The organism is Coleofasciculus sp. (genome assembly GCF_046565525.1).
Lineage (GTDB): Bacteria > Cyanobacteriota > Cyanobacteriia > Cyanobacteriales > Coleofasciculaceae > Coleofasciculus.
In genome coordinates this window covers 1-26,955 of the sequence record NZ_JBKHUP010000060.1, presented here as the reverse complement: position 1 = coordinate 26,955, position 26,955 = coordinate 1, and the positions used below count along the sequence as shown (strand labels likewise).

Here is a 26,955-nt window from a genome sequence, read left to right as displayed (position 1 = left end):
CTTTGGCTGTACTCTATCTTATTTCACAGCAAGGGTACGGCAATGCCGTGCCCCTACAAGTGCCAACCCTCCTGAAACGTCATGTAGGCATAATGTAGGGGCGGGTTTAGGGATAAACCTTGGATGCGACACCGCTAGCGTTGCGGCAAAACCCGCCCTACCCCTACCTAAAATTGGGGAATAGATTTGATGATTCAATCAGGCACACATTGGGAAAGGGCGCACGTTAGCAAAGGGCGCACGTCGGTGCGCCCCTACGGTTTCTGGATGAAATTCTATCAGTTAACTTGAGCAACCAGCCCTCAGTTAATTATTGTCTTTATTCTTCTGCTTTTTGGAATTCTTTCTATTGAATAACGCACCAAAGCCTAGAGCCGTTGCAGCACCGAAAATAGTCATAGGTTCAGGAACAGGTTCAGGCGTAACGTCAGCCGTCTTAAACGCAACTTCGCCAATTGCTGTGCGAGAAAAACCATGATTACTCAGAATATCCATCTGGATAAATTGGGCGGCGGTGGGATTAAAATTGAATACCTGGGCAGAGCTGGGTTGAGACTGTGTATTAGCATTAAAAGAACCTAAACTCATGAAACTGCCAGCATTTCCAGTAGAAGAAGCCAATAACTCGAAGTCTGATACGCCAGCAGAGGAATTTGCTGAAAAATTCCATAACGCCATCCCTTCCAGGTTGAGAACATTGCCAAAATCGAATGTCACCGATCCAGTGGGATCAAGAGAAACCCAATCCGTTCCTCGTGCAGAAGTGTGTGTGGGATTTCCTGACAAATAAGTATCAAAGTCGGTCACACCAGTGGTATACCCAACGGACAATCCAGATTGGTCAATACTATGAACTAAAGGAAAGTTTTCTCCCATATCTGTTGAAGCCGATTGAGGTTGAACAATTGAAGTGGCTTCGGCTTGAGTAATCGCTCCCAGTGCCATAACTGTAGCGCCAACGGTAACGAGAGATAGTGATTTCAGCATGGTTTAATTAGATGATGTCGTTTGCTTGAGCAGTTAATTTGCTTCAATAAATAAATCATGAATTACCCCCCCCCGATGGTGTCAAGATGTATTTTGAAACTTTACAGGAACTTGAAATAATTGAAACTTAAAAATTCATCAGGCGTATAAATGAATTGTGAAATGGCAATCCTGAGAGAATAAGGGTTTCAGGGTCATTTTTGTTCACAAATCATTTAAACTAACGGGAAATTGTTTAACTCGTTTTGTAAAGTTGTGATGAAGGAACAGGGCTAAAATAATAAATTTTCATCACCATCGCCATCGTGTAGGGGCGGGTTTAGGGTTAAACCTTGAATCAACACCGCTAACCTTTGTTCAAAACCCGCCCTTAATCCTGGGCATCTCCTCCATAACCTTGATCCAAATGGTAAACCCCGTGCCAAAATCATAAATTTTCCTCGCCATAACCATCGTGTAGGGGCGGGTTTAGGCATAAATCTTGAATCAACACCGCTAACCTATGTTCAAAACCCGCCCTTAATCCTGGGCATCTCACCCCTCACTCTTATGCCAAAGATGATTTATAACCGTCATCACTCAACGCTAAAATGAACGTAATCATTAGCGATTACAGTTAGAGAGTGCCAGATGTCAATCAGTCCCACCATTTCTCCTCCTCCCCTAGAAAGTGGCGATCGCCTCACTCGCATCGAATTTGAGCGTCGCTATCAGCAAATGCCAGACAATAAAAAAGCCGAATTAATTGAAGGAGTGGTTTACGTGGCTTCACCCGTTCGCGCCAACCGTCACGGTAAACCCCATGCTCAAATTATCGGTTGGTTGTTAATGTACGAGTCAGAAACTCCGGGTGCATATCTGGCTGATAATACTACAGTCCGTCTGGATGCCGATAACGAACCTCAACCGGATGCTTTACTGCGAATTGAACCGGAAGTAGGAGGGAATTCTCGGATTACTGAGGATGATTATATTGAAGGTGCACCGGAGTTAATTGTGGAAGTAGCGGCTTCCAGTGCCTCTTATGATTTAAACGATAAATTGAATGCCTATCGTCGCAATGGTGTGCAAGAATATATTGTGTGGCAAAGTTACGAAAATCGTATTGATTGGTTTTGCTTAGAAGAAGGACGATATGTTTCCGTAGAACCCGATGAAACTGGGATTATTAAATCTCGTGTTTTTCCGGGATTATGGCTAGCGGTTAATGCGTTGCGCGAGGGGAATTTAGCTGAGGTTTTAGCCGTCTTGCAGCAGGGAATACAGACAGCCGAGCATCAGGTATTTGTCCAGCGTTTAAATCCATAAGCGTAGCGATTCTGTAGGGGCGCAAGGCTTGCGCCCAGGATCATTTCTAAATGATTAAGCTGAGGGCGACCCGATTCAATTAAGTGGAATCGTGTTGTTCATTGATACAAGCGGGTCGCCCCTACCGCCAAAATCGTTTACAGCTACGCTATTAAGCTGAGGGCGACCCAATCCAATTGAGTGGAATCGTGTTGTTCATTAATGCAAGCGGGTCGCCCCTACAGTTCATTAAATTCCTCGCCATAGCCATCGTGTAGGGGCGGGTTTAGGGATAAACGTTGAATTAACACCGCTAACTTTTGTGCAAAACCCGCCCTTCATCATTGGTGTCTCACCCATCATTGTGTCGGGGCGGGTTTAATCATTATTGCCGCAATTTTTTCAGTGTCTTGATCACTTCCTGAGATGACTTCATATCCCCATTTTCATAAAACACCTTCGCGGCTTTCTGAAAATCTGCAATTGCCCGTGGTTTATCACCCAGACGACGATAAGCAAATCCGCGACAGGTTAACGCCGTGGCATTATTTGGATTATCCTGCAAGACGTAATTAAACGCTTCAATTGCGCCGTGGAAGTCTCCCTGATTCAACTTTTCCACACCTCGCTCATGGTATTCTTGAGGAGTTAGTTCATCTGTCGCCACGGATACAACTTCCAGGGATAAGGGAGTTGTCAGGGAGAGCGTTTTAACCGTTTCTAAATCCGCGATCGCACCTTGGTAATCGCCCATCGCCGAACGCACGGTACTGCGTTGGTTATACGCCTCTGTATAATTAGGATCGAGAGTTAAAACCTGATTATACGCATTCAGCGCGGCTTGATAATCGCCTAATTGATAGCGTAAATTCCCTTGAACCATCAACCCTTGAATCAGTTTTGATTCATCATCCTCAACGGCGTCTGGTTCTTCGTTTAACGTATTAGCAATCTGTTGGAAAAATGCCTTCGCCGCCACGGGTTCTAGGCGCATCGCTTGGTCAAAATCCTCAATACTTGACCAATTTTCTCCCAACTGCAACCGCACATAACCGCGATTTAGATAAGCTTGAGCATCATTGGGATTCAATTCCAAGACGTGGTTAAAATCCGCGATCGCCTCCTGATACACTCCCAAAGCGATTTGATTCATCCCCCGGTTAAAATAAGCCGCCGCTAGATTCGGATTAATCCCTAAAGCGCGATCGCAATCGGCTATGGCGTCTTCATACTCTTGCAGTTCAAACCGGGCAATTCCTCGATTCAGATACCCTTCAGCGAGATTGGGATTAATCCGAATCACTTGATCACAATCCGCGATCGCGCCAGTATAGTCTTCTAATGTCAACCGCAGCATACTGCGATTTAGATAACCCTTAGCATAATTCCCGTCAATTTGCAAGGCTTGATTATAATCCTGCATCGCGCCCCAGCGATCATTAAGCTGAGCCAGAATCAAACCGCGATCGCTGTAAACTTCAGCATAATTAGGATTAATCCGTAGCACCTCATCGAAGTCTCCAATCGCCCCCAAAGCATCTCCCTGACAATAATGACTCATCGCGCGATAACGATAAGCCTCCGCCAAATCAGGATTAATCCGTAAGGCTTGGTTAAACGCCGCGATCGCACGCCGATAGTCCTTTTGCTGAAACCACGCCAATCCTTGGTTAAAAAAGTTGTCGGCTTCAGCTTGCACAGTCTCTATCCCAGTAGAAGGTTTCCTTGATACTTGAGAATTCCCTGATATCATAGTCTCGTCCTGCTGATGCTTGTCGCTACTCATGTCCGTCAACCGAACAGTTTCTCCTTTTCTTGTTTCGCAGGTGCGATCGCCTCATCCGGATTTGTCATTTGTCATACTCGCTTTCCGAAAAGAAGCAAGCTACGTCATTTGCCCGGGAACAGAGAATAGGGAATCACTAACTCTGTGGCTAATTTTTCTTTAACGGCTTGATCAAGATGCTGGTAAAGCAAACTTAAATGGGGACTGAGAACATAATCAGAGGGTTTAGCCGAGTTATGGCGCAACGTTTCTGAAACCTGAGTCAGAATTGCCGATGGTTTAAATTGTACAAATAATGTCTTGGTGTATAAATCGGTATAGCCAAGCTGTTCGATATCTAGCATAAACCCAGAAACGTTCTTTACGGCTGTTTCGATTAATTCATCAACCGATTCATCAGCCGTATAGTCCCCCGAATAGATAGTGACGTGAGGTTCAAACGTGGGCGAATTATGGGCTTTGGAGAGAGAATTGATGATCTCTTGGAAAAATGGTCGATAAGCGGCTGACGGTATTAGCCAGAACGATATCTTAGGATTCAACACCACAAATCCTTACTTGTATCACGTCTTGTCGCATTATTTTCATGAGTCAAACTGTTCCCCGTTCCCTTTGAATTCATAACTCATCGTCTGAAAAATCTGACAAGTCCGGCGGAACCACAACCCGATCAACAGTAACTTTATGGCTTTCCCGTTCACTGTCTAAATCTACAGTAATCGCTTCAAACCGGAGTTCTACTGTACCAAAGGGTACAACTAACTGGGTTAATGCTTCTAATTCTCCCGCTTTATTTGGGCTTAAATCCATTAACCAACGAGGTCCATCGAGCAGGGAGCGACTTTGACGATCTTGAACCCATAATTTAACACCCAAGCGAGCCGAATGAGCGGTCACTTTAACCTTTACCAGTACAGGTTCCCCAGCCGCTAGTTCCTGAGTCGGGATAAACAGTTCTGGTGTGGGTAATGGTGTTTCTAAGTCAAGTTGAGCCATGTCAGCGGTTCTCAGGTGCGATCGTTGTGTCTTAATGGTTCTCGAACCAATTGGTTGAGACTCTGAGGGTTCACTCGCCTGGGGTTCATCCTCATCAACCACAATTTCTCGCTCCAGCAATTCCTCACGATTCAAGGGAGGATGATCGGGTTGGACAGGGGGTTCGAGTTTTGGGATATTCTCATGACTTAGACTCCCTACCTCCTCGGTGTCTTCATCCCACATCGATTCATCAAAGTCATTTAAAGGGGTGTCTTTCTCTGAGGATGGGGGGATTTCTTCGGGTTGAGCAAATAATGGATCAACTTCTGGCTCTGAGAGTCCCCCTTCCAACTCAACGAGGTTCTCGCTAGAAGGTAACTCGATTTTCAGCCATTCTGCCAAATCTGTATCTGTCATTAAAGCATTCAAACGCCCCCAGAATCGGTCATCCAGATTGAGTTGGGTAAAAGCATGATCGACAGCGAGAGGATCTTGATTTATGGGTGCAGCACTTGACATTGCGGCTGTTTTCCACTCGGATAGGTCTGGATTCGATATCTCCTCTTTCTGGAAAGATGGGGGTTCAGGATCGGGTGTTGATGTCCAAACATCGGATATCTCGGTTGACTCTATTGCAGTCTCCTCAGATGTTTCGGCTAACGCGGCGGGATTGTCCTCTAAGGGCTGTGTTTCGGGTTTTGAGGGTTCAGAGGAGTCCATCACAGTTTCCGTCTGCACTGATGCTTCAGAGAAAGCCTTGCTAGGAATAGGAATATCCTTGTTGGTTTCCCCGTCGGTTGTTTCCTGGATCGGAGACTCAGTGACGGATGAGTCTATGACAAAGTCTTCTGTCGTATCGTCAAGTGCTGAAGGCGTTGTTTCGGTTGTCTGTTTTTCGGCGGGTTCAACGGCTTGCGATCGCGCCTCGGTTTCTGGTTCTATTTTCTCAAGGGATTCAGATGCTTTTGCTGTTGTTAGTTTGGGCTGAGAAAACGTAGGCAGATCCAGGGATTTTGTTAACCCTGGCTGGTATTGGGGTTGGTAAAGCTGTGGGGGTAAAGGTTGATTGGCTGAGGGTTTGTAGATGAAAGGCTGACGGCTTGGCGGATTATCGATTAGCTCAAGAAATGTCTGATTCAGGGGAGTTGACTGTGACTTGGGGTTTGGGATAGAAACCACAGGAGTCGTGTCTTCAGATTTCATCCAACTTCCCGATTGAACAGCAACTAACAATTCATCTAAATCCACTGTCACGGTAAACGGTTGACTGGCTAATGCTGTCCCCGTTGATCTGTACAGGTTAACTTTTCCTAGTAATAAACAGGTTTTGCTGTCTGAGGGAATGTCTAAACTCTGGCTAAATGCTACAGGAAAGGTTGGTGTGGTGATGGGTGTTTGCACATCTACGACAACCTGTCCGGTTTGCGGATGACGTAATTCATAGTGTAGGATGCCCTGAAACTGATAAGTCTCACTCTGGACGGTTGACCTTGGGTCTAACTGATGCACATTTAACCGATCCACCTGTCCCGCGACAGTGAGGGATTCTCCCCGTTGTGACACGAAGGCTTCCTCCTCTAAGGTTAAAATTAATCCTTGCCAGGGGGTATCCTCCTGTGAGGGAAACTCAGATTCTGTGGTGATGGGAATGGGTAATTCTGAAGACTCAGATTCTTCAAACTCTTTAATCACAGGATCAAGTACCTGTTGCAACACTTGCTCTAGCACTTGCAGGGATTGATCCAAGATGGGATTGGAGAAAGGAGATGGGGAAGGGTTAGAGGGTTGAATGGGGATATCGGCTTCGGGAATCTCTAACTCAGGTAATGCTTCCGGGGGGGGAGAGGTGGCTTTTGTTTCTAAGGGTTTTGTTTCCTCCCCATCCCCATTTTTGCCATTCGTTGAGTGGGAAACGGAGTGATCTGTCTGTGTGTCAGAGGTTTCTGTCGCTGCGACAGGGGTTTGAGAGGGGGTATAGGTTTGTGGTAATGCTACTATCTGAGCTAGGGTAGGCAGCTCAGTTGGCGAGGGGGATGGGGCGGGTTGGGCGATAGGGTGAGATGAGTCTGATGAACCATTATCTGCGATCGGGGATTCCTGTTGTTTGGGGTGAACCTCTTGTGTCTGTTGGCTATGGAGGGAAGCCATCAATGGTGGGTGAAGTTCCTCCGGATGCGTGGACTCACTATTGACCGTTTCACGAGTGATATTATTTTCTTCTTCCTTGCATCCTTCTTTGAAGTCTCTGTCTTCTGCCTTGTTTAAAACCTCACGCGCTTTGGGTGCGACTGATAACTGTACCATTTCCTGCCAAGAATTGCCCAGAAAATCGGACATAATATCACCACAGCAGCGTAGTTCCCACAGACCAGGCTTAAGATAGGTAAAGGGAATAATCACCATTAACCCATCAGGGTTGGTACGGCGCGATCGCTTTTGATACCGTCGCTTGGGTGGTGTTTCAGTGGTATCGGTATGAGTCACGCAAATTTCTACGTCTGTATTGGCGCAACTTGAATGAGCCACCACCCGGTATCGACCCACCTCCAAGTCTAGCTTGGGGGATTTAATGGGTAGCCAAGTGCGATCGCCCTCTTTTTGGAGTAGAAATTCCCAATAGTCCATAATGGTTAACGATTCTTCATTAAGTTGTGAGTAGGTTATAGTGGGTCAAAATTTGGTTAACTCGTTCTCGACTCACCGCATCAGAATCATCAGCATGGTGAATCCACAACCCCTCTACTTGACTTTGATTGTAATCAAACCTCTGGGTCTTTTGGCATATTAGATCAACGTCTACTCCTTCCACTTGTCGTAAATGAGCAGCCACCTCTCGATAAACGGCTAAAGGTAATCTCGAACAAGATACATAGTATCGTAGTGATTCGTTTGCCACAGGTTGTACGTTTCAATCAATCGTTGACATTCTCCCCTATTAACCTTATCGGGTATGTGATGAATTTGTACTCCATTACAGATGCAAACCCCATACTATTCCCAGACAGATCACAAACAGACGCGCTATGGCGCGTCTGTTCTGTCGCAGGTATGCCAACGATCACGCAGGTGGCGGTGGCAAGGAACCTGTAGAGGATTCGGCTTGTGCTGGAGTTCCCGCAGGTTCTTCACCAACTTGCCTAGCCACTTCTTGACCATATTGCTCCAGAACAACCACTGGCGTCGGACCACGATTCACCTCAATCCGCTTAACCAGGACTTGTCCGTTGGAAATCCTTTGTCCTTCTTTGACGTAACGACTCGGTTCATTGGGAACTTTGACAATAGCTTGAGGCACATTACCTACTTGGACTACACCCTTAACTTCCACTTGCCTAGCCAGTATAGGGTCTGGTAATTTGGGTAGTTCAGGAATGAAGGGAGGTGGCTCAGGAATCGGAGAGCCACTTGCTGTTTGGCTACCAGGTTTCCTCCCATTATCCCCATTGGCACTTGCTCCCCCATCCCCATTGGCACTCGCTCTCCCGGGTGGCGTGGGGGGTTTGGGTATGACATTGGGTCTATTTGGACTTGTTCCCCTTCCTCTGCTTTGATTACCACCCCCTGGGCGACCACCACCATTTGTCCCTCTCCTAACTTGAGGAGGCGAGGGGACTTGAGGAACGACAGGTACAGGTCTAGATCGCGCTTCTGCCTGTGGGTTAGGTGATACCGTTACGTCCGGTTGCAGGGTAAGCGTCTCAAAGGGATCAGTCCGTCCTTTTTCTACTTTTCTCACTTGCTCTTGGGGTGGCAGAGTTGTAATCAACTCTGATGCGGCTGGAGGTATCTGCTGCGCGTCTACATTAGGATTTGTAAAGGGAACTGCCTCCGGTGGACTTGGTGAGGGGCTTTGTGATCCCCCTGGCGTTGGCTCGGCTGGAACGTCGCCCACTTCTACACTATCTTCACCTTGACAACCTCCCATAGATAGGGCTAGTACTGTGATCAACCCAACTAATAATTTTTTATGCATGATATAGTCCCCCTATATTTTTCCAGAAGACACCACACAGAACACCCCAATTGGAAATAAATTTCAATTGTTCTCTCTACTTAACTATTATAGTGAAAGCTTTAGGGGGTTTGTGCCACCACAGCTACTCGCGATCGCATCATTATCCTTGACCCTTACCGTTCCCCACCGTTCATGAGATTTTTCATGGTGTCGAGTCCTTTTTTCATGCGGCGAGACACTGTTACCACGCTAATATCCAACAGATCTGCCACCTCTTTCTGAGTCAAGTCATGTAAAAAGACAAATTCTAAAACCTCACGAGTCCGTTTTTCCAGGTGAACCAGGGCTTGTTGCAGGCGAATTTGGTCTTCTTGTGCCAGTTGAAAACTGCGATATCGTGGATCGGGGACTATATCACCCAAACTCGTTGTGCCGTCTTCTTCATCACCGACAGGTGTATCTAGGCTCAAGGGTTCTCGATTCTGATGCGCCAGCTTAATTTCTTGCCATTCAACTAGGGGAATGTCAAGAGCCGCGGCTACTTCAGCATCAGTCGGTTGACGATTTAATTTCTCTCGTAACTGGCGAATAATCGCGATAGACTGCTGTTGTAGAGCCAGCCAGCGTCGGGGGATACGAACACAACAGCCGCGATCGCGCAAATAGTGCTGAATTTCACCGCGAATGTAGGGAATAGCAAAGGAGCTAAAGGCATTACCCTTAGTGGGAGAAAATCGCTCAATAGCTCGAATCAGTCCAATACAGCCAATCTGTAGTAAGTCTTCGTAGCTTTCGGTGCATTGATTCACCCAATAATGAGCTTCTCGTCTAACTAGTCCAATATTGAGAGACACTAGCTGATTTCGAGTCTCTGACGATTTGGATTGCTGATAGTCTCGTAGCAATCGCAGGCTTTGGTGTTTTAGTTCTTGTTCGTGGGTAATCGGGGTCAGCATAGCAAAAGTAAAGGGGGTAGAAGCGTGCTTTTAGTGAGAACCCTTAACTCAAGCCAGCGGTTTATAGGAAAATTTGCTGCTGGAATCTAGAGGTTCGGATCACTACTATAGGTCATGAGCATCATTAGATTAGCCAGCTACAGCCGTTTTTCACAAGTACGGCTACCACGACGCCAGAAAGCCGGAGCAGGGTAAACCCAAATGAATAACGTTTTGGCTAATCTCCAAAATTGCAGTCAGTGCACCCTAATATTCCTCACACTATCAGGCAGGACTCCATCTTTTGAAAGATTTTCACCTGAAGTCTAGAGTTTTCACAACAGTTTACTATCAAGCATACCCCATTCAGTTAAGTATAACCCACAATCCTGATAGCTCAACAGGAGCGGGGGAGCAGGGGAGATGAGGAGGATAAATTAACTTTTTCCCCCCACCCTACACCCAGTCTCTTTCGAGTTCTTACCCCTCCATCAGTGTGGCTAATTTCTTGCCAACCATTTCTGAGCATTCAATCGCTGTATGGTATAAAACACCAGCAGATCGAGAGACACCTTACGTTCGTCAATCATAAATGACTCAAGGGTACTGGGTTTGGCTCCCTTGGTCGCGTAGGAGAAGGCTTTCTGCTTTTTTATATCCTCATCGGGGAAATAAACGTTAAATTGACGCTGACCGTTGGCGAAGCGACCAATGACTTGCCAGCAGTCTGGCTGGGTACTTAAACCGGGAATCGGAATTTTTTCCTTGACAAAATTCACCTCTACATCATCGACACCTTGTTCGCCAAAGGCAGTCTTTAACGCGGGCAGGTATTCTTGTTCGATAAATTCCGAGAAGGGTTTGTCTTCAGGTGCTGGCGGTTTCTCTTTTTTCGCTTTAGGGGGTTTAGACTTAGCGTCTTGAGCGTCTGGGTTAGATTTGTTTGATTCTGGCATAACGACATTGATATCAGTTATTGCTCTTTATATCTTTACAGAAAACGTCAATTAATTAACCTGTTGTCCATCCCTTTGCTTGCATCCCAGGGATTAACCCCCACTGACAGGGGGAATCAATACAATCTCATCTCCCTGTTGCAAAATCGTATCCGGTTCAACAAATTGGAGATTGATGCCAAAACGAGTCAGATCCCGCCAGGGTTTCAGTTCAGGATGTTCAGTGATCAGGCAATCCAGAAGGGCTGATACAGGAGTTTGGGCGGGGAATTCCCGTTGAAGTTCAGGGACACCGTAGGCGTCTTGATACGCGGCGAACAGTTTGATGGTGACACAAATCAAAGGTTCTGACATTTTTTTGTACTAGGCTGGGTGACGCACTTTGATGACTGTCTGAGGCAAGACTCCCACCAACAGAGCAAAAGCCTCATTGGGTAATTTAGCAATTGTTTCTGCATCAAAGAAGCCCTCAAACTGCTCTAGCATCTTTTGGGCACGTTGCAGGGGAACTGGGTTATCAGTAATTTGCATCGTTAATCTAACCCACTGTCGTCGAATCAGATACGCCCGCTTTCGCTCATCTGATGATTCGGGAGAGAGTAAAGAAATATTTCCTACAGGTAGCACCTGTTGACAATCAAGATCGAACAAGCCTCCCACTCCTGAACCGGGACCGGCAAATTCAGCATGATAGCGCTTGAAGAGAATTAAGCCATTCCGACGTCGAGGATTAACGATCAGCAACTGTCGATCGTGAAGCTGCTGAAGAATTCTCCCTTCAGGTGAGTCTTGGGAGTTTGGGCTTTCTTTATTCATGCCACTAGAGCCTTGAGCGTTGGCGAAACTATTGGGGCGAGCAAGCACCTCCTCTTCTTCGTAAAGAGCTGTTTGGCAACGCTGGTTATTTTCGCTCTCCATTTCAACTCGTATTTCTTAATTTCAAGGGAGCAGAGATGCACCCAGGTTGAACCCACAACTAGGCAACTCAATAGGTTATCAGTCTTTGATAATAACCAAGAAGAGCAGTTTTGTTGACCATCTATGTTTAATTCCCCTCTCAAACCAACTCAGATCGGTGTCATTTGTTGCTTCTCGACAAATTTATAACTCTATTTTATGGCATACGGTTACAGGTATAGGTCAGGTAAAGTCCCTACAGATGCCTGAATTGAGACACAATACGCCTATTTGTTAAGAAATTTTATGAAGATTCTGTGAAGAAGCGGGAATGTTTTTTAAAGAAATGATGAAGTCCGCTCACGACGCTTGATTCCCAAAGGCGGCATAATTGGATTGTTTCCCCAACGAAAGCAACTTGCCGCAGGCAGGGAGGAGAAATTTCGCCACCCAGACGGGTGGGGAACGGAGGGCAAGTTAGGTTAAACGCTTGTGTAATAACAAACGTTGAGGACAGCGTCGCCAGAGACTGTAACTCGGCTCCAGATGATGCAGTTGATAGCCCATTTTTAGGTAAAGTTGCCGAGCTTTATCGTTACTATCGAGGACATGAAGGTAGAGATGGGGAAAACCCCATGCTAAGGACTGACGCTCACAGGCTAGCAGTAATTGAAAAGCCACACCCTGTCGCCGACAGGACTTTCTGACCGCTAAATTAGAAATGTAAGGATAGTGGTGACCTTGAAGTTGCCAGGATGGGGGGGAACGTAGGGCAATTTCGACAGTGCCGACGAGTAGCCCGTCAGCACCATCGACAGAAGTATCAGAGTTGAGGGCAACAAAACAAGCATAATGGGGAGAATTGGTACGTAGCCGATTACGCAAATCTTCATAAATTCCTAATCGCCAAATTGGATAAACCAAACGCCAGAGTCCCTTTTGAGAGTGAAAGCTATCCGCGAGAATGTCCGAGAGCGGAATCAGATCTTGGTCTTTTGCCCTCCGAATTGTCAAGCGGGAAGCATCAACACTCAGCGTCTGTTGAGCCTCAGAGGCAACTTCGTGGGGCGTCACGAAAGAAAAGCAGGGGTTCATCATCACACAAACCTAAAGAGTGCCATCACTACTCCAGTGGGATAAACACTTAAGCTCAAATCATCGTCTTTCGTTTCTAGAACGATAGTATTGTACAAGTAGAGCATTGACGAATCACTTCGCTTTGTTCAGCGCTTTCCCAGGGGCATGACACCATCATAAGCCGATCAAGGCGCAGCGCTTTGCCTCCTCAAGGTAGGCTCGATCTCCTAAATTTTCATGATTCGCCAAAAATAATGGGAGGAGTGAGGCGCGATCGCACGACTCTCAGGCTCAACTCAAGACCAAGACGTCACCAAAAACATGACAAGTAGGCATCTTGAGGCAGAATACAACCATACGGGAAAACAAAAATTAAAATCAATTGGGGTGTACCACTAACTACCGTCACAACAGCCAAATAGCCGCAGGACAAGTAACATGCTTCCTTTAGCCCGTCGTGATAATCGAACCACACTTCCCTGGAGTCAGAGATTTCTCACCGAGCCAGTCATTGCCAGCCGTAAAAACTTATAGCGTGCGTGCAAACTGTTTTTATTCGCAAAAGCTCTGGCAGCAGGAGAGCGGTGCATGAGATCTCAATCCACAAGTAAGCCTAAACTTCTGGTTGTCGATGACGAACCCGACAACCTGGACTTGCTGTATCGAACATTCCATCGCGAGTATAAAGTCTTGCGGGCAGAAAATGGTCCTACAGCACTAGAAGTTTTAGAAGCCGAAGGAGACATTGCTGTCATTATCTCCGACCAGCGCATGCCATTAATGAGCGGTACTGAGTTTCTCAGCATCACCGCCGCTCAATACCCAGACATTATCCGGATTATCTTAACGGGGTACACCGATGTTGAAGACCTTGTTGAAGCCATCAATGCGGGTAAAGTCTTTAAATACGTAACTAAGCCCTGGAATGCCGAGGAACTCAAGTCAGTCGTGCGGCAAGCCATGGATACTCATAACGTCCTCAAGTCCCGCACCAGCGAACTCTGTCGGGCGTTGCGTCGGGAAACCCTCCTGAATACGGTGACTAATACCATTCGCAATGCCCAGTATGACAAAAGTGGTAGTTCCCCGCTTAAGGACGTTCTGCAACGGATTGTCGAAACTGTAGGTCACTTGCTAGAGGTTGATGTATGCATCCTCCGTCCCTTTCAGCAAGAGCAGTTGGTCGATGAATGGTTCGTGTATCAACGGCAACTGAGCGACTCAGGTGGGGACACTTCACGGTTTAGAGACAATGGCAGGCAACCCTTATCACCGAGCCATCCGCCCTTAAACCTAGCACAAGTGCAACCCAACTCCTGTACCATACAAACCACAGGTGAAAATGCAGATGGTACGGCGTCGCTACCCCCACTTTTAACTCAGACGGTTTGGCAAACCAATGAAGTCACCGTTATTCAAGATGTATTGACTGATGAACGATTTAATCAGGATAGCCCTGAGATCAAAGCACGGATACAGGCTTATAAACACGCTAATATTCGCTCTAGCTTAGTCGTTCCCTTGATCAGTCAACAGGAATTAGTGGCGGTCATGGCTTTACACCAATGTGTAGAACCTTATAGCTGGCAAGATGACGAAATTCAGCTTGTCGTGATGGTGGCTGACCAAGCCGCCATGGCAATTTCCCAGGCGCGGGCTTATGAACAGCTACATGCATTAGCTACCCAGCAAACGTTAATCAATACAATTACCAGCGCTATCCGTTCGACGCTTGACCCCCAAGAAATTTTCACAGCGATTACTCAACAATTAGGCGTTGCTCTCAAAGTTGATGGTTGTGTTCTTTCCTTGTGGAGTGAAGACGATGAGTTTGTGCAGTGTGTGGGCTTGTATGATGGGAAATCTACAAAAGTGGTGGGAACGTCGGTTAATCATCAATATCAATCCCCAGACAATAATCAAGTCCCTCTAGCTCATTCTTTTGCCCCCTCAACTCAACTGCCCTCGTCAGCCGTTCCTATTGTCGGCAATCCAGTATTGCGGCAGCTTCTTGATACTCAAGCCCCAGTGGTTCTCAATGATTTGGCAGCCAATTCCCAAATGAGTGGAACTGACCTGCCCCTGCGCCAAAATGCCCGTGCCCTGTTGGTGGTGCCTTTATTAGTTGATGGCAAAATTATTGGTAGCATTAGCCTGCGGCAAACGGATACCCCACGCCACTGGTTACCCTCCGAAATTGAACTTGCCCAAGCTGTGGCATCCCAAGCCGCAATTGCGGTTCAGCAATCGCGACTTTATCAAAAAACTCGACAGCAAGCGGAGCGGTTAATGGAATTAGACCGCCAGAAAACGGAATTTTTCCAAAATGTTTCCCACGAATTCCGCACCCCCCTGACCCTGATGATTGGACCACTGGAATCGGCAATTAACCAACATCAGGGATTACCTTATGAACAAAGTGTGATCGCTCTGCGGAATTCGCGCCGCCTGTTGCGATTAGTCAATCAGCTATTGGATTTACAGCGATTAGATGCTGGACGGATGCAACCGAGCTTCCGTCCCTGTAATTTAATTGAATTTATTAATCAAATTGTTGAAACCTTTAGACCTTACTGCGAGAAAAAAAATATCAATCTCTTGACCCAGCTCATCCATTGTCCTGAGATTTATTTAGATGTAGAAAAATTTGACAAAGTATTGTATAATCTCCTGTCAAATGCGATGAAGTTTACTAATGCTGGGGGAAGTATTACCATCACTGTAAAATCGACGGACAATAAAGTTTGTCTTAAAATTTCCGACACGGGTATTGGTATTAGTAAAGAACAACTTCCTCATTTATTTGAACGGTTCCGACAAGCAGAAGGCTCAGTAAACCGCAGTTATGAAGGTAGCGGTTTAGGATTAGCTTTGGTGAAAGAATTGGTAGAACTCCATGGGGGACAAATTGAGGTTTCCTCAGAACAGGGAAAAGGCACAACATTTACCATTCTTATGCCACAAGGAAAGGCTCACCTCCCCTTAGAGCAAATTGTGAATGTTGCCACTGAAATCCAGCCAAGCCGCGCCTCTGTGGAACTGGCGGACTTGGAAATGGAATCATTCGGGGAACAACAGGAGCAAGGAGAACCGGAAGCGGAACAAGTTGGAGAAACCCCTTCTATTATTAAATCTATTTTACCTGGAAGAACGTCTTCCTCGCGTATTTTGGTGGTCGATGATAATTCCGACTTACGGGCTTATGTGGGGAGTATCTTAAGGCAATCCGGCTATCAGGTGTGGACAGCAAGGAATGGCGAGGAGGGATGGCAGATGACGCAGAAGTGCTATCCTCAACTTATTGTGACTGATTTGATGATGCCAGTGATGTCAGGACTGGATCTGATTCATACAATTCGGGGTTCACAGGAATTTAAAGGAATACCAATTATATTGCTAACGGCAAAAGCCGATGAAGCCAGTCGGATTGAGGGAACGGAAAAGGGTGCAGATGCCTATCTCTCAAAACCCTTTAATGACCGGGAATTATTGGCAGAAGTCCGCAATTTGTTAGCGCTAAAAGAACAAGAACAGCGTGTGATTGAGTTAAATCGATATCTAACCGAGTCGGTACTGAAACGCTTTTTACCCCCAGCTATGGTACAAAAAGCAGCACGGGGGGAATTGGTACTGGATTTACATCCAGAACCCCGCTTGGTTACCTCTTTGTTTAGTGATATTGTTGGCTTTACCGAGTTGTCGAATACCTTGCGATCGCGCCGAATTGCGGAGTTGCTTAATGAGTATCTGGCAGCCATGACTCGTGCGGTGTTTGATAATGGGGGTACGGTGGATAAGTTTATGGGGGATGGCATTTTAGCAATTTTCGGCGCTCCCGAAGAATTGAGTCCTCACGAACAAGCCCGACGGGCAATTGCGGCGGCACGACAAATGCTGCGATCGCTGGATCAGCTAAACCAACAGTGGCAAGCTAGAGGACTGGTGGGCAATGGGGGACCCCCGCCTGTACGATTCCGCTGTGGTATTCATCAAGGAACCGCTGTAGTGGGTATGTTTGGCGGAGATGAACGAACAGACTATACCGCGATCGGTCCTTCGGTGAATATCGCCGCACGACTACAAGAAGCCGCTGAACCAAATTCAATCCTGGTTTCGGCGTCAGTTGCCGATTGGTTAGACGATGATGCGATCGCAAAGTATCGTTCTCTTAAGCTTAAAGGTGTCGATGAAACAGTCTTAACCTTTACCGTCAACCCTGTGTCAGTGAATTCCAATTCACCCGATAATGGAAGAAGCTAGTGCAGAGGAGCAGGAGGAAATATATTCGTAGGGGCGAAGCATTCGCGCCCAAATCTATCGGTTTTCTACCCAAGTTTCAACGCGAATGCTTCGCCCAATCCCAGAGGATTAGGGGAGCAGAGGCGCGAGGGAGCCTTTGTGTATGGGGAAAAATGCTGCACTAGGAATCTTTCGAGCGATTCACTACGTCTATTTTTGAATGTAGAAATTTTCGGCTACTACGCTAACTATGAAACCTTTACGATGGCTCAACATTGGAGTTCTAACGACGGCATTTCTACTCACCGTCGGATCTTCAAATTCCCTAAAGGCAGGCACATTTGATAGTCAAGAAGTAAATTCTGATAATTTTATTGCCGTTGCTGCCCCTTTCGGGGATGATAAGTATCAATTGCTGATTATCGAGCAGCGCTCAAACCAACGCGCTTGCTGGCAAGAACAGGGAAGTAATCCCGCGATCGTTGATCCGTTACTTCTTAATTTTGACTTTACAGGCATTTGCGGACGTAGCACCGATAGTAACGGCTATTCGATTCGCATGGAGGGTCAAGATTTAGGATTAGACTATTTGCTGAGAATTGTCGAGCGTAATGGCGAGTTAGTCCTCGTTGGTACAAATCGGATGAATCGTCAAGCCCCCAAGGTGGAAATTGGCAGAACCCAAGGGTTAAGTAATGGCAATTTCCTGAAAATTCAACTCAATCCCGGTTGGCGGTTCACTCGACGTGCCTATCAAGGTCGAGAATTAGGTCATATCTATCTAACTAGCGATACGGCGGCTCCCGTTGCACCAGCAATGAGTACTCCCCCAAACCCACTACCGCCAGCCGCACGGGAACCTGCACCTGTACAAACCGAGAGGGAGTTTATTTTTACTAAGCCAACCGAGGAAAATACTCCACCATCCGTCACCGTACCAACTCTAGAAAATCCAGCAACCAGTCCTCAAACCCTACCCCCTCCTTCTTCCAATCAGACTGTGCCAGTTTTGGAACAGTTAAGGTGAGTTCTGTGTAGGGGCTCTTTTCACGACTATCATTTCTTGCCTAACCCAGATGTGACTAAACCCGCCCCAATACTGTTCGCTGCAAGTTTTAATGTCACTTATTCTCCCCCAGCTCCCTCAGCTCCCTCAGCTCCCCCAGCTCCCTCTGCTAATCCCTAATCCTCTGTAACTGCGTTCTCTGTCGCCTACGCCGCTGAGGTGGTGATTGGCGACGGGCTTGTAAGGAGACGACTTGAGCCTCACTACTTTCTCTGGCTACCCGAATCAACAATCCAGCAGAACACAAATTGGCAATCATGGAACTACCCCCATAACTAAAAAATGGGAAGGGTAAACCCGTGGTGGGGAGAACACCTGTGGCGACGCCAATATTCAACAGCGATTGACCGACAATTAAAATCATCGCTCCGATCGCGACCAATCGATGTATGGGGTGACGGGTTTTCAGTGCCACGATGGTTGCCAGGGTAGCATAAGCCACGATCAGCAACAGTAACAATGTAGAGCCCACAAAGCCAAATTCTTCGGCGAATACGGCAAAAATAAAGTCGGTATATTGAATGGGTAAATAAAATAGCTTTTGTTGGGATAGACCAAACCCCGAACCCCATGTACCCCCTGATCCCACCGCCAGCAGACTTTGAATCAATTGATAGCCGTCATTCATCGGATCAGCCCAGGGATTGAGAAACGACATCACCCGACGCCGCTGATATTCCTTGATGCTGATACTAATTGTTGCTAGTAGTACGCCCCCCAACGCCGTACCTCCTAAGTGGGAAAATGGCAACCCCGCCGCGAGTGCTATCAACCATAAAGTCATACCGCATAGCGCCGTTGTACTCAGATTTGGCTGGAGCAAAATTCCCAACAGCACCAGGGCAAACATCCCTAGCCAGAACAGGCGTACTCGCAGGGAAATCTGTTGCCATTGCCCAAAGATGCAAGCACTCTGGAGGATCAGAAACGGTTTAATTAATTCCGAGGGTTGTAGGGGAACAGGACCGAGGGATAGCCAACGGGTTGCGCCATTAACTGTCGTCCCGACACCGGGAATCAGGATGATCAAGATCAACCCCAATAACACCAGCATTATCCAATGGGCAATTTTCAGGATATACCGTAAAGGCGATCGCACAAAAAAATTAAAAGCGATCATGCCTAGGGTAATCCAGATGAGCTGTCGTTTGAAGTAGTATAAACCATCCCCAAACTCAGCATCAGCACTGGGATAAGATGCGGAGAACAGCACCGCTAAGCCCACAAATAGCCACAGAAAGGTTAACCAGCGCAACAGACGGGCATCGATTGCCCAGTCCTTAGCCGAAGGATGAATCCATGAAATCAGATTGCGTAGAGTCACTAATCGTCAATGATTACTCTAAATAAGGGTAACGCAAACAGACACTTACACCCAGCTTCTGTGAGGAGAATACCTTGAAACAACCACGTAGCAGGAATAAACCTTCTGCCTTTTGCTATACCTTCGACAATCTTCAATCAAAAAGGGGTCATCATGACCCCTCCACCTTTGCCGTAGAAGCTATTTTTTAAAGCAACCCCGTATTCGTACCGGGTTTGCCAGTGGCTAGCTTTACCTTGATAATTTTGCCGCCCATTTTCATGATCCGCTGTTGTTCCCGAAACCAGTTGTCGTAGGGAACTAACTTGGTGAAATAGGTGTTTTGCAACTCCCGTTGGGTTCGGGTTCGGGTTTGGCTAGGGACACAAGCGGTCACCTGAAACATTCGCATGATTGAAGTTCTCCTAATTAAAACTCAAAAACTTTAAATTTAAATCAGGTTTGGGACTCAACTGTCAATACCAGATTGTCAAAACTCATCTGCTTAACCAAAAAGTCAGACTTGCCTTCAACAAGCTAGCACTCACAATTGACTTCCCAAACCTTGAAAAAATGACCGACTACAGGTTCACAACGGAACGTTCCAGAAGTCTTTAGCTCAAGCCAGAGCAAATGTAGTCGAAGTAAACACCCATTTCCTTACCAGCATCAGCACCAACCAGACTGGCGGTAACTTCTTTCATGGCTTGGATGGCTTGTACAGTTGCACCAACGGGAACACCTAAAGAGTTATAGGTTTCCTTGAGTCCATTCAGTACCCGCTCATCCAGGATGGAGGGATCACCCGCCAACATGGCATAGGTGGAGTAGCGCAGATAGTAGTCCAAGTCCCGGATACAAGCAGCATAGCGGCGAGTGGTGTACATATTGCCACCCGGACGAGTGATATCCGAGTAGAGCAAAGACTTGGCAACAGCTTCTTTAACGATAGTTGCTGCGTTAGCACTAATTGTGGTTGCCGCACGCACCCGCAATTCACCCGTGGCGAAATAGCCCTTGAGCTTGTCCATCGCAGAGGCGTCCAGGTATTTTCCTTGAACGTCGGAAGAGTTGATAACAGAGGTAATTGCGTCTTGCATCGATTCTATTTTCCTTATTTCACCTAGTCTCTCAAATCCTTAAGACAGACGCGCACCTTCCCGGTGTGGAAGCGTCATGCTACGTCTTTCCCAGTAGGATAGGGTCTACTGCATTGCTCCGATTACATAGTCGAAGTAGGAGCCAGCTTCAGCCGCATCTTCCCCAGTCATCATACCGGTAGCAGCGTTTTTCATGGCACGAACGCCTTCGACAACAGCGTCAACGGGAGTTCCTAAAGACTTGTACATTTCGCGCACGCCGACTAAGCCAATTTCTTCAATTGGGGTAACATCGCCAGCGACAACACCATAGGTGATCAGGCGCAGATAGTAGTCCAAGTCACGCAAGCAAGTTGCTGTCATTTCTTCACCGTAGGCATTACCACCGGGAGAAACAACATCAGGACGCTTCTGGAATAACTGGTCTCCCGCTTGCTTAACGATGCGCTCACGAGAGTCTGTCAACGCTTGAGCAACCCGTAGGCGACGCTCAGCAGACATAACAAACGACTTGATCCGGTCTAACTCACCAGGGCTTAGGTAACGAGCCTCGGCATCGGCATTCACGATTGACTTCGTGACAATACTCATTTACAGGATTCCTCCTCCAAGAATGTAACCAGGTGTGCTTAAACTGGCTTATTGTAACTGTTGAAACGCTGAAACGCTTCCCAATGGGCTAGGCTCTCCAGCTCGGACGGCTGACTCTGCTCAATCTTGACATCGATCGATTAAGTCGTTTCAAGATTGGTGAGAGTAGCTAGCGATACATTAGGTCAGTGATACAGCTCTCTTCCGCAAATATTCTGCGATAGATTGTTCACATTTTTCCTATGTTCGCAACATTTTGTAACATTTGTCCTCAGATTTAGGGGTTTGGGAGGGGGGATTGGGCGAAGCATTCGCGTTGAGATTTTGGTAGAAAACCGATATATCTGGGCGCGAATGCGTCGCCCCTAAGAATGCAGATGGAGCACATCCGCCCTCCTGCGCCCCTGCCCTAATCCCTACTCAGAGATAGATTTAATGCTCCCTAAGTAATTGCCAGCAGGCAACGAAGGAACGCGAGGATAGGGAACTACATACTCCCCAAAGAAACGAGCATACTCTGAACTGTCAACCATGGCAACCACCGCCGCATTAAGTCCTTGCTCAGCCATCAATTTGGTGTAGTCCTGAATCTCCGTTTGAGTCGCAGGAGTCCGTCCCAGTAGGTGACGGAACAACAACTCGATGACTTTAGCACTAGGATAGGGCGAGTAGAAGCGCTGACGATAGCTTTCACTACACGCCAACCCCTTGACAAATTCGCGCACAGAAATGTCACCCTGGCTTAGTTGACGCTCTAAGTCAGGCTGTCGATAGGATGGGGGAATTTCACCCGTCCAAATATCCATCACCTGAGCGTAAATTGCCTCAATCACCTGAGCCGTTTCGCCCGGATTTCCGGGGTTCAGGCGGAAAATCCGTGCCGGTTTACGATTGGCAATTCCGATGGCGGCTTGAACCGACGGATTATCGTCCTTTGGTACAGAACGACTGAGTTCCACAAAATCAGGCTTAGCCGTCGCTGCCATATCCGCGATCGCTTTACCCGTCAGGGGCAGTTTTGCCCCATCCACTTGCGAACTGACTGGCTCAAAGCTAGGAACAACCAGTTGATTATTCTGCTTGGTCAGCTTGTTATAGAGTTTCTCCGTATTGGGGAAGTTCGCCGCCGGTAAAGTGGGGAAGCGACGATAAGGAACCGTATCTTCACCAAAGACTTGAACATACTCCATGCTGTTTACCATGGCACCGATAAAGCCTCGGATACCCTGGGACGCCAGAATCTGGTTGTACTTTTGGATTTCCTTTTGATTCTCCGGTGCCCGACCCAAGAAATGCTTCGTTCCCAACTCAATTACCTTGGTGTTGGGATAGGGCGTGTAAAACTCTTTGATGTAGAGTTCAGAGCAACCTAAACCTTCAATAAACTCCTTGAGGTTAATTTCACCGTTCCCCAGCTTGCTTTCCAGGCTAGAAAACTGACCTTTGACCACATAAGGTTCAACATCGCGCTCAAAGATTTGTCGATACGCTGCACGAATCAGAACCTTCACCCCTGGCTTATTATTGAGATCCGTCAGCTTAAAGATCTTAGTCTGCTGGCGCTTCGTACTCACGCCTTGATTAATCCGGAATTGAATATCCGGATCAGTCCGCGTTTCGGTCACCTCTCCCATCGCCACATAGGTGGGAGTTGCCGGTACTTCTGGCTTGGTACCCACATCCTCACGAATCGCACCCGGTCGAGTCGAGCGCAATTGTAGACCCCCAGGTGTCAGATAGCGCTCGTAGGGAACCGTATCTTCCCCAAAGGCTTCCTCGTATTCTTTGCTGTCAATCAGGGTATCAACCAGGGCGTAGAAGCCTTTTTTGGCACAAATATCAAAGTATTTGTTCGTCTCCACTCGCCCGTAAGTGGGGCGTCCCAGCAGACGACGGTGGATATATTCCACAGCCTTCATCACATACAGGGATGTCCAGTACATCTTGCGGAAGACATCAGATTTCGCCAAGATGCGGATAAATTCCCGGATAGTAATCTCGCCATTTTCCAGATTAATCTCCGCCACTTTCTGGCGTTGACCATCATAGACATCCCGCCCAAAGACTTGGCGATAGCAGGCGCTAATTACCTTTTGGGTCGAGCTTTCGGCAAATGTGACACTAGCCGCCTTAGTGATAGGAATCTGGTCTAAGCGGAAGACTTTAGCCCCCAGAGAACCTGGAAACTCACCCCTTGCCCGAGGATTACTGTTTTGGTTATTAGTAGCAGGTCCGCGATGGATCAGGATGCGCTTAGTATCCTTACCAAAACCAGCCGGTTGCGTATTGGGATCGCGAGTTTCTTTGGGGAAAATTGCTCCAAACTGAATCTCTAAGGGGTCATTACCTGCACCGTAGGGGTGTTGATCCGGTAACGGCTGCTCATACTTGGCAAAGGTGGTGATAAATTGGGGCACCTTGCGGAAGGGGGCGCTGTATTTGAGCAAGTCTTGCTGCATTCCCCAGTTGCGGCATTCCTGAGCCTCCTGTCCCAATCCCCGCAGGTAGGGAACGGTTTCTTCGCCAAAGTAATCGGAGTATTCCTGAGAATCGACCAAGGCGTCCACCAGCGCCGCTAAACCGCCATTGGACACAATCGAGAAGTAGGTCTGAACTTCTTCGCGAGACGACGGACCGCGACCCAGGAAATGACGGAATGCCAGTTCTAAAGCGCGACTGTTGATAAAGGGTTCGTAAAATTGTTTGCGGTATAGGGGCGATTTACCTAGGCGACGCACAAACTCCTTCATGGAGAGGTCACCGTTTTTCACCTGAGATTCCAGGTACGAGATGGATTGGCTGTAGGCGCGGCTAATGTCACGCTCAAAGATTTGCCGATACGCCGCCTTGACCACTTCGTTCTTTTCTAACGCCGATAGTCCTGTCTTCATCACGAACTTCGGACGCCGTTCTGCTGCATTAAAGTAGCTTTGGGGCAGTTGTAACCCTTGCTGATCTGGCGAAGGACGCTGTCGTACTTTATCGGCTGGATTCGGGGCTTTGAATTCGTTAATCAGAATCTCAAAGTACTGACTAACCAGTTGAGCCGCTTCCGCATCGCGCTTAAAGTATCCCAGAGATGCTGCCCGCATTTCTTGAAGTGCCAGCAATGTGGCATCTCCAGAGCAGGCATTTTCGATAATTTCTCGTAATCCTCGGACGTTGACGATAATAATGTTGGGGTCACCTGCAACGATTGAGTAGGTGAGGTAGCGCAGCATCCAAGACAAGTCCCGCAGGGATTTCTGCATATTGCTTGGACCGTAACGGGCGACGTTTATCGGTCGAAATCCCGATGGGGCAGGACCCCCACTTGAGGCGCTAAAGATGTTCCGGAATCCTTCAAAGAAACCCCCGCCACTTTCGACATACGTCGCGGTTCCCAATTCCATCGTGCGTCTGACATCGCCTGTACCCATCGCACTGGCTGCCATTGCTGCCATTGCCATTTCTGGTGCGGGTTCTTCCCGTGGCTTCTCTAAATACGCCATCGGGGAACCGCCGACAAAAATCCGGTTAGCCGCACGGGATACAATCAAGTCTGAGTTTTGGGTAATCAGACTGGCAATATCTATCCGTCTGTTACCGGATTTGAAGTATTCGGACAGCTCACTCAGCTCTCCTTTGCCCAAGAACCGATCTTGCTGTTCGGCTTGGATAATGTTGCTAATCGGTACGGTTTGATAAAGTTGCGGACGCGCAACTGAGCTTCCACCACTTGCCTTAACACTCATTTATTTTCTTTCCGCTCCCATCGACAATTGCTACTGACTGTGTTAAGCCTGACCAGGGGATTCATGTAGATCGCTTTCGTTTACATGAGGCTCAGCACATTAAGATTTTTCCCAGACCCAATTGCTCATGAGCTGGGATATTCTCTGTCACCTTGCCCTAAATCAACCAATGACCTAGCTCAACCTAGTCAGCATCTAGATTAAAACGTTTCTGATCTTCTTAACGGCTTTATTAAGAAGTGTATAGAATACATGCCAAAATTTTACCGTGTAATAACAGAGTCATCATAGTGGAGTGAACCCGATCGCTGAGAAAAAGCATAAGTTTTGTTACATTAGTTCGGGTTGATGGTTCTCATATTCCCTGTTCCCCGGTCAACCATCTGTCATATCCGTTATCACAAATGATGAATAACAAAGAACAAATGACCAATGACAAAGGACAAATGACCAATGACAAAGGACAACACCAGCATTGCTGTAGCCCGGTTGTATGACGCTTACCCCTTTCCCCCAGAACCCTTGTTGGACGAACCGCCACCTGGGTATAACTGGCGCTGGAATTGGTTAGCCGCCTATAATTTCTGCACGGGTCAAAAACCGTCAAGGCAGGATATTCGGATTTTGGATGCTGGCTGTGGTACAGGGGTAGGTACCGAATATTTGGTTCATCTCAATCCCCACGCCTCAGTTGTGGGTATCGATTTGAGTGCTGGGGCTTTGCAGGTGGCGCAGGAACGCTGTCATCGATCTGGGGCGAATAGGGTTGAGTTTCATCACTTGAGTCTCTATGATGCCCCCACATTGGCGGGAGAATTTGATTTAATTAACTGTGTGGGCGTATTGCATCATTTGCCTGATCCGATTCAGGGTATTCAGGCATTAGCACCCAAGTTAGCACCAGGGGGCTTGATGCATATTTTTGTCTATGCTGAATTAGGTCGCTGGGAAGTTCGGCTAATGCAACAGGCGATCGCACTCCTGCAAGGGGAGCAGCGTGGGGATTACCAAGATGGTGTGCAAGTCGGACGTCAGGTGTTTGATTCACTACCAGAAAATAATAGAATTGTCAAGCGAGAAAAAGAACGCTGGTCATTGGAAAACCAACGGGATGCTAATTTCGCGGACATGTATGTGCATCCCCAAGAGATTGACTACACCATTGACACTCTATTTGAGTTGATTGATGCGTCGGGGTTAGAGTTTATGGGCTTTTCTAATCCCGGATATTGGCAATTGGATCGTCTATTGGGGAAAAATCCAGGGTTAATGGAACGGGCGAGTGGGTTGAGCGATCGCGAACAGTATCGTTTAATTGAATTGTTAGATCCAGATCTGTCCCATTACGAGTTTTTCCTGGGACGCCCGCCTCTACCGAAGGTCGATTGGTCACAGGATGAGGAGTTATTCGCCGCAATCCCAGAACGTAATCCCTGTATGGAAGGGTGGCCCAGTCAATGTCTATTTAACTACGACTATCAGATTATCAATTTATCAGATGCCGAGTTTGCTTTCCTACAGGCGTGTGACGAGAACAGCAGCCAACAGCGCACCGTGGCAGAGATTTTAAGGGATGTAGCATTAGGATTAGATGGAGTGCGATCGCTCCAACAGCAGCAGCTTGTTCTCTTAAGTCGAATGACACTGACTTAAGCCCTGAACTTAAAGGGAGGGCTTACTTCTAGGGAAACTCTCCTTCCCGCATTTCTCACAAACTAATTTGAGAAGCTAATTTGAAGGGGAAAAGTAGAAGTTTTCATGCGCAGAATAGAAAAATTCCAGATTCTTCAACAAAATTAACCTGAAATTGCTAACTCTTACCCGACGCATTCGATAAAATGAGCGTTAGCATTGGCAAATTTATATAACAAAATAGACTGAAAATAGCTTCAGTCATTTTCACAACTATGATTGTTATCTTCGAGAGCTAAAAACTTAACTCGTATTGGGAATTGCTTGAATTCTTGAGTGCGCGATCGCTAAAATCTCTTGATAGGGACAAGAACTGGATATGGCAATAACAATTCTTCTCACACTGACTGTGATTCTCGCTCCTAACTTAAG

Annotated in this window: 21 protein-coding genes; 4 read left to right on the top strand and 17 right to left on the bottom strand. The window is 47.1% G+C overall.

Going from position 1 to position 26,955, the window contains the following annotated elements:
- Positions 1 to 306: 306 nt before the first annotated feature.
- Both ACLGGO_RS20960 and ACLGGO_RS20955 read right to left on the bottom strand, forming a co-directional pair.
- Entirely contained in the window at positions 307 to 987 is a 681-nt protein-coding gene (locus tag ACLGGO_RS20960) for a PEP-CTERM sorting domain-containing protein (protein WP_446420765.1), read from the bottom strand.
- Between the two features lie 272 nt (positions 988 to 1,259).
- Positions 1,260 to 1,463, bottom strand: a complete 204-nt coding sequence (locus tag ACLGGO_RS20955) for a hypothetical protein (RefSeq protein WP_446420764.1) — start codon at positions 1,461 to 1,463, stop codon at positions 1,260 to 1,262.
- Between the two features lie 154 nt (positions 1,464 to 1,617).
- Between ACLGGO_RS20955 and ACLGGO_RS20950 the strand changes: the two genes are divergently transcribed.
- Entirely contained in the window at positions 1,618 to 2,295 is a 678-nt protein-coding gene (locus ACLGGO_RS20950) for a Uma2 family endonuclease (protein ID WP_446420763.1), read from the top strand.
- Positions 2,296 to 2,659: 364 nt separating this feature from the next.
- Here ACLGGO_RS20950 and ACLGGO_RS20945 read toward each other — a convergent pair whose 3' ends face one another.
- From ACLGGO_RS20945 to ACLGGO_RS20900, 10 genes are all read right to left on the bottom strand, one after another.
- Positions 2,660 to 4,060 carry a tetratricopeptide repeat protein gene (locus ACLGGO_RS20945; RefSeq protein WP_446420762.1) on the bottom strand — a complete coding sequence of 467 codons (1,401 nt, stop codon included), beginning with the start codon at positions 4,058 to 4,060 and terminating at the stop codon, positions 2,660 to 2,662.
- A gap of 104 nt (positions 4,061 to 4,164) precedes the next feature.
- Complete coding sequence (locus ACLGGO_RS20940; protein ID WP_446420761.1) at positions 4,165 to 4,602, bottom strand: cyclic phosphodiesterase-like protein; 438 nt, start codon at positions 4,600 to 4,602, stop codon at positions 4,165 to 4,167.
- 76 nt (positions 4,603 to 4,678) lie between these two features.
- Complete coding sequence (locus ACLGGO_RS20935; RefSeq protein ID WP_446420760.1) at positions 4,679 to 7,663, bottom strand: hypothetical protein; 2,985 nt, start codon at positions 7,661 to 7,663, stop codon at positions 4,679 to 4,681.
- A gap of 19 nt (positions 7,664 to 7,682) precedes the next feature.
- Positions 7,683 to 7,934 carry a hypothetical protein gene (locus ACLGGO_RS20930; RefSeq protein WP_446420759.1) on the bottom strand — a complete coding sequence of 84 codons (252 nt, stop codon included), beginning with the start codon at positions 7,932 to 7,934 and terminating at the stop codon, positions 7,683 to 7,685.
- A gap of 162 nt (positions 7,935 to 8,096) precedes the next feature.
- A complete protein-coding gene (locus ACLGGO_RS20925; RefSeq protein ID WP_446420758.1) occupies positions 8,097 to 9,011 on the bottom strand; it encodes a hypothetical protein in 915 nt (304 codons plus the stop codon).
- A gap of 155 nt (positions 9,012 to 9,166) precedes the next feature.
- Entirely contained in the window at positions 9,167 to 9,949 is a 783-nt protein-coding gene (locus ACLGGO_RS20920) for an RNA polymerase sigma factor SigF (RefSeq protein WP_446420757.1), read from the bottom strand.
- A 479-nt stretch (positions 9,950 to 10,428) separates the two neighbouring features.
- Positions 10,429 to 10,884 carry a DUF2996 domain-containing protein gene (locus ACLGGO_RS20915; protein ID WP_446335888.1) on the bottom strand — a complete coding sequence of 152 codons (456 nt, stop codon included), beginning with the start codon at positions 10,882 to 10,884 and terminating at the stop codon, positions 10,429 to 10,431.
- A gap of 93 nt (positions 10,885 to 10,977) precedes the next feature.
- Positions 10,978 to 11,238, bottom strand: a complete 261-nt coding sequence (locus ACLGGO_RS20910; protein WP_446360394.1) for a MoaD/ThiS family protein — start codon at positions 11,236 to 11,238, stop codon at positions 10,978 to 10,980.
- A gap of 9 nt (positions 11,239 to 11,247) precedes the next feature.
- On the bottom strand, positions 11,248 to 11,802 hold the full coding sequence (locus tag ACLGGO_RS20905) for a hypothetical protein (protein ID WP_446335890.1): 555 nt from the start codon (positions 11,800 to 11,802) through the stop codon (positions 11,248 to 11,250).
- Positions 11,803 to 12,258: 456 nt separating this feature from the next.
- Positions 12,259 to 12,879, bottom strand: coding sequence for a GNAT family N-acetyltransferase (locus ACLGGO_RS20900; RefSeq protein WP_446420756.1), 621 nt, complete (start codon positions 12,877 to 12,879; stop codon positions 12,259 to 12,261).
- Between the two features lie 567 nt (positions 12,880 to 13,446).
- On the opposite strand from ACLGGO_RS20900, the gene ACLGGO_RS20895 reads away from it, so the two are divergent.
- Together ACLGGO_RS20895 and ACLGGO_RS20890 are read left to right on the top strand one after the other, a co-directional pair.
- Positions 13,447 to 17,118, top strand: coding sequence for a response regulator (locus ACLGGO_RS20895; protein ID WP_446420755.1), 3,672 nt, complete (start codon positions 13,447 to 13,449; stop codon positions 17,116 to 17,118).
- Positions 17,119 to 17,347: 229 nt separating this feature from the next.
- Entirely contained in the window at positions 17,348 to 18,124 is a 777-nt protein-coding gene (locus ACLGGO_RS20890; protein WP_446335893.1) for a DUF3747 domain-containing protein, read from the top strand.
- Positions 18,125 to 18,272: 148 nt separating this feature from the next.
- Here the strand turns inward: ACLGGO_RS20890 and ACLGGO_RS20885 are convergent, their stop codons facing one another.
- From ACLGGO_RS20885 to ACLGGO_RS20865, 5 genes are all read right to left on the bottom strand, one after another.
- On the bottom strand, positions 18,273 to 19,487 hold the full coding sequence (locus tag ACLGGO_RS20885; protein ID WP_446420754.1) for an FtsW/RodA/SpoVE family cell cycle protein: 1,215 nt from the start codon (positions 19,485 to 19,487) through the stop codon (positions 18,273 to 18,275).
- Positions 19,488 to 19,674: 187 nt separating this feature from the next.
- Positions 19,675 to 19,878, bottom strand: coding sequence for a phycobilisome linker polypeptide (locus tag ACLGGO_RS20880; protein WP_446335895.1), 204 nt, complete (start codon positions 19,876 to 19,878; stop codon positions 19,675 to 19,677).
- 202 nt (positions 19,879 to 20,080) lie between these two features.
- A complete protein-coding gene (apcB, locus tag ACLGGO_RS20875) occupies positions 20,081 to 20,566 on the bottom strand; it encodes an allophycocyanin subunit beta (RefSeq protein ID WP_446335896.1) in 486 nt (161 codons plus the stop codon).
- 105 nt (positions 20,567 to 20,671) lie between these two features.
- Complete coding sequence (gene apcA / locus ACLGGO_RS20870) at positions 20,672 to 21,157, bottom strand: allophycocyanin subunit alpha (RefSeq protein WP_446335897.1); 486 nt, start codon at positions 21,155 to 21,157, stop codon at positions 20,672 to 20,674.
- Positions 21,158 to 21,573: 416 nt separating this feature from the next.
- Positions 21,574 to 24,891 (bottom strand): phycobilisome rod-core linker polypeptide, encoded by a 3,318-nt coding sequence (locus tag ACLGGO_RS20865; protein ID WP_446420753.1) that lies wholly within the window; start codon positions 24,889 to 24,891, stop codon positions 21,574 to 21,576.
- Positions 24,892 to 25,344: 453 nt separating this feature from the next.
- Between ACLGGO_RS20865 and ACLGGO_RS20860 the strand changes: the two genes are divergently transcribed.
- Positions 25,345 to 26,544 (top strand): class I SAM-dependent methyltransferase, encoded by a 1,200-nt coding sequence (locus ACLGGO_RS20860; RefSeq protein WP_446420752.1) that lies wholly within the window; start codon positions 25,345 to 25,347, stop codon positions 26,542 to 26,544.
- Positions 26,545 to 26,955: the final 411 nt, after the last annotated feature.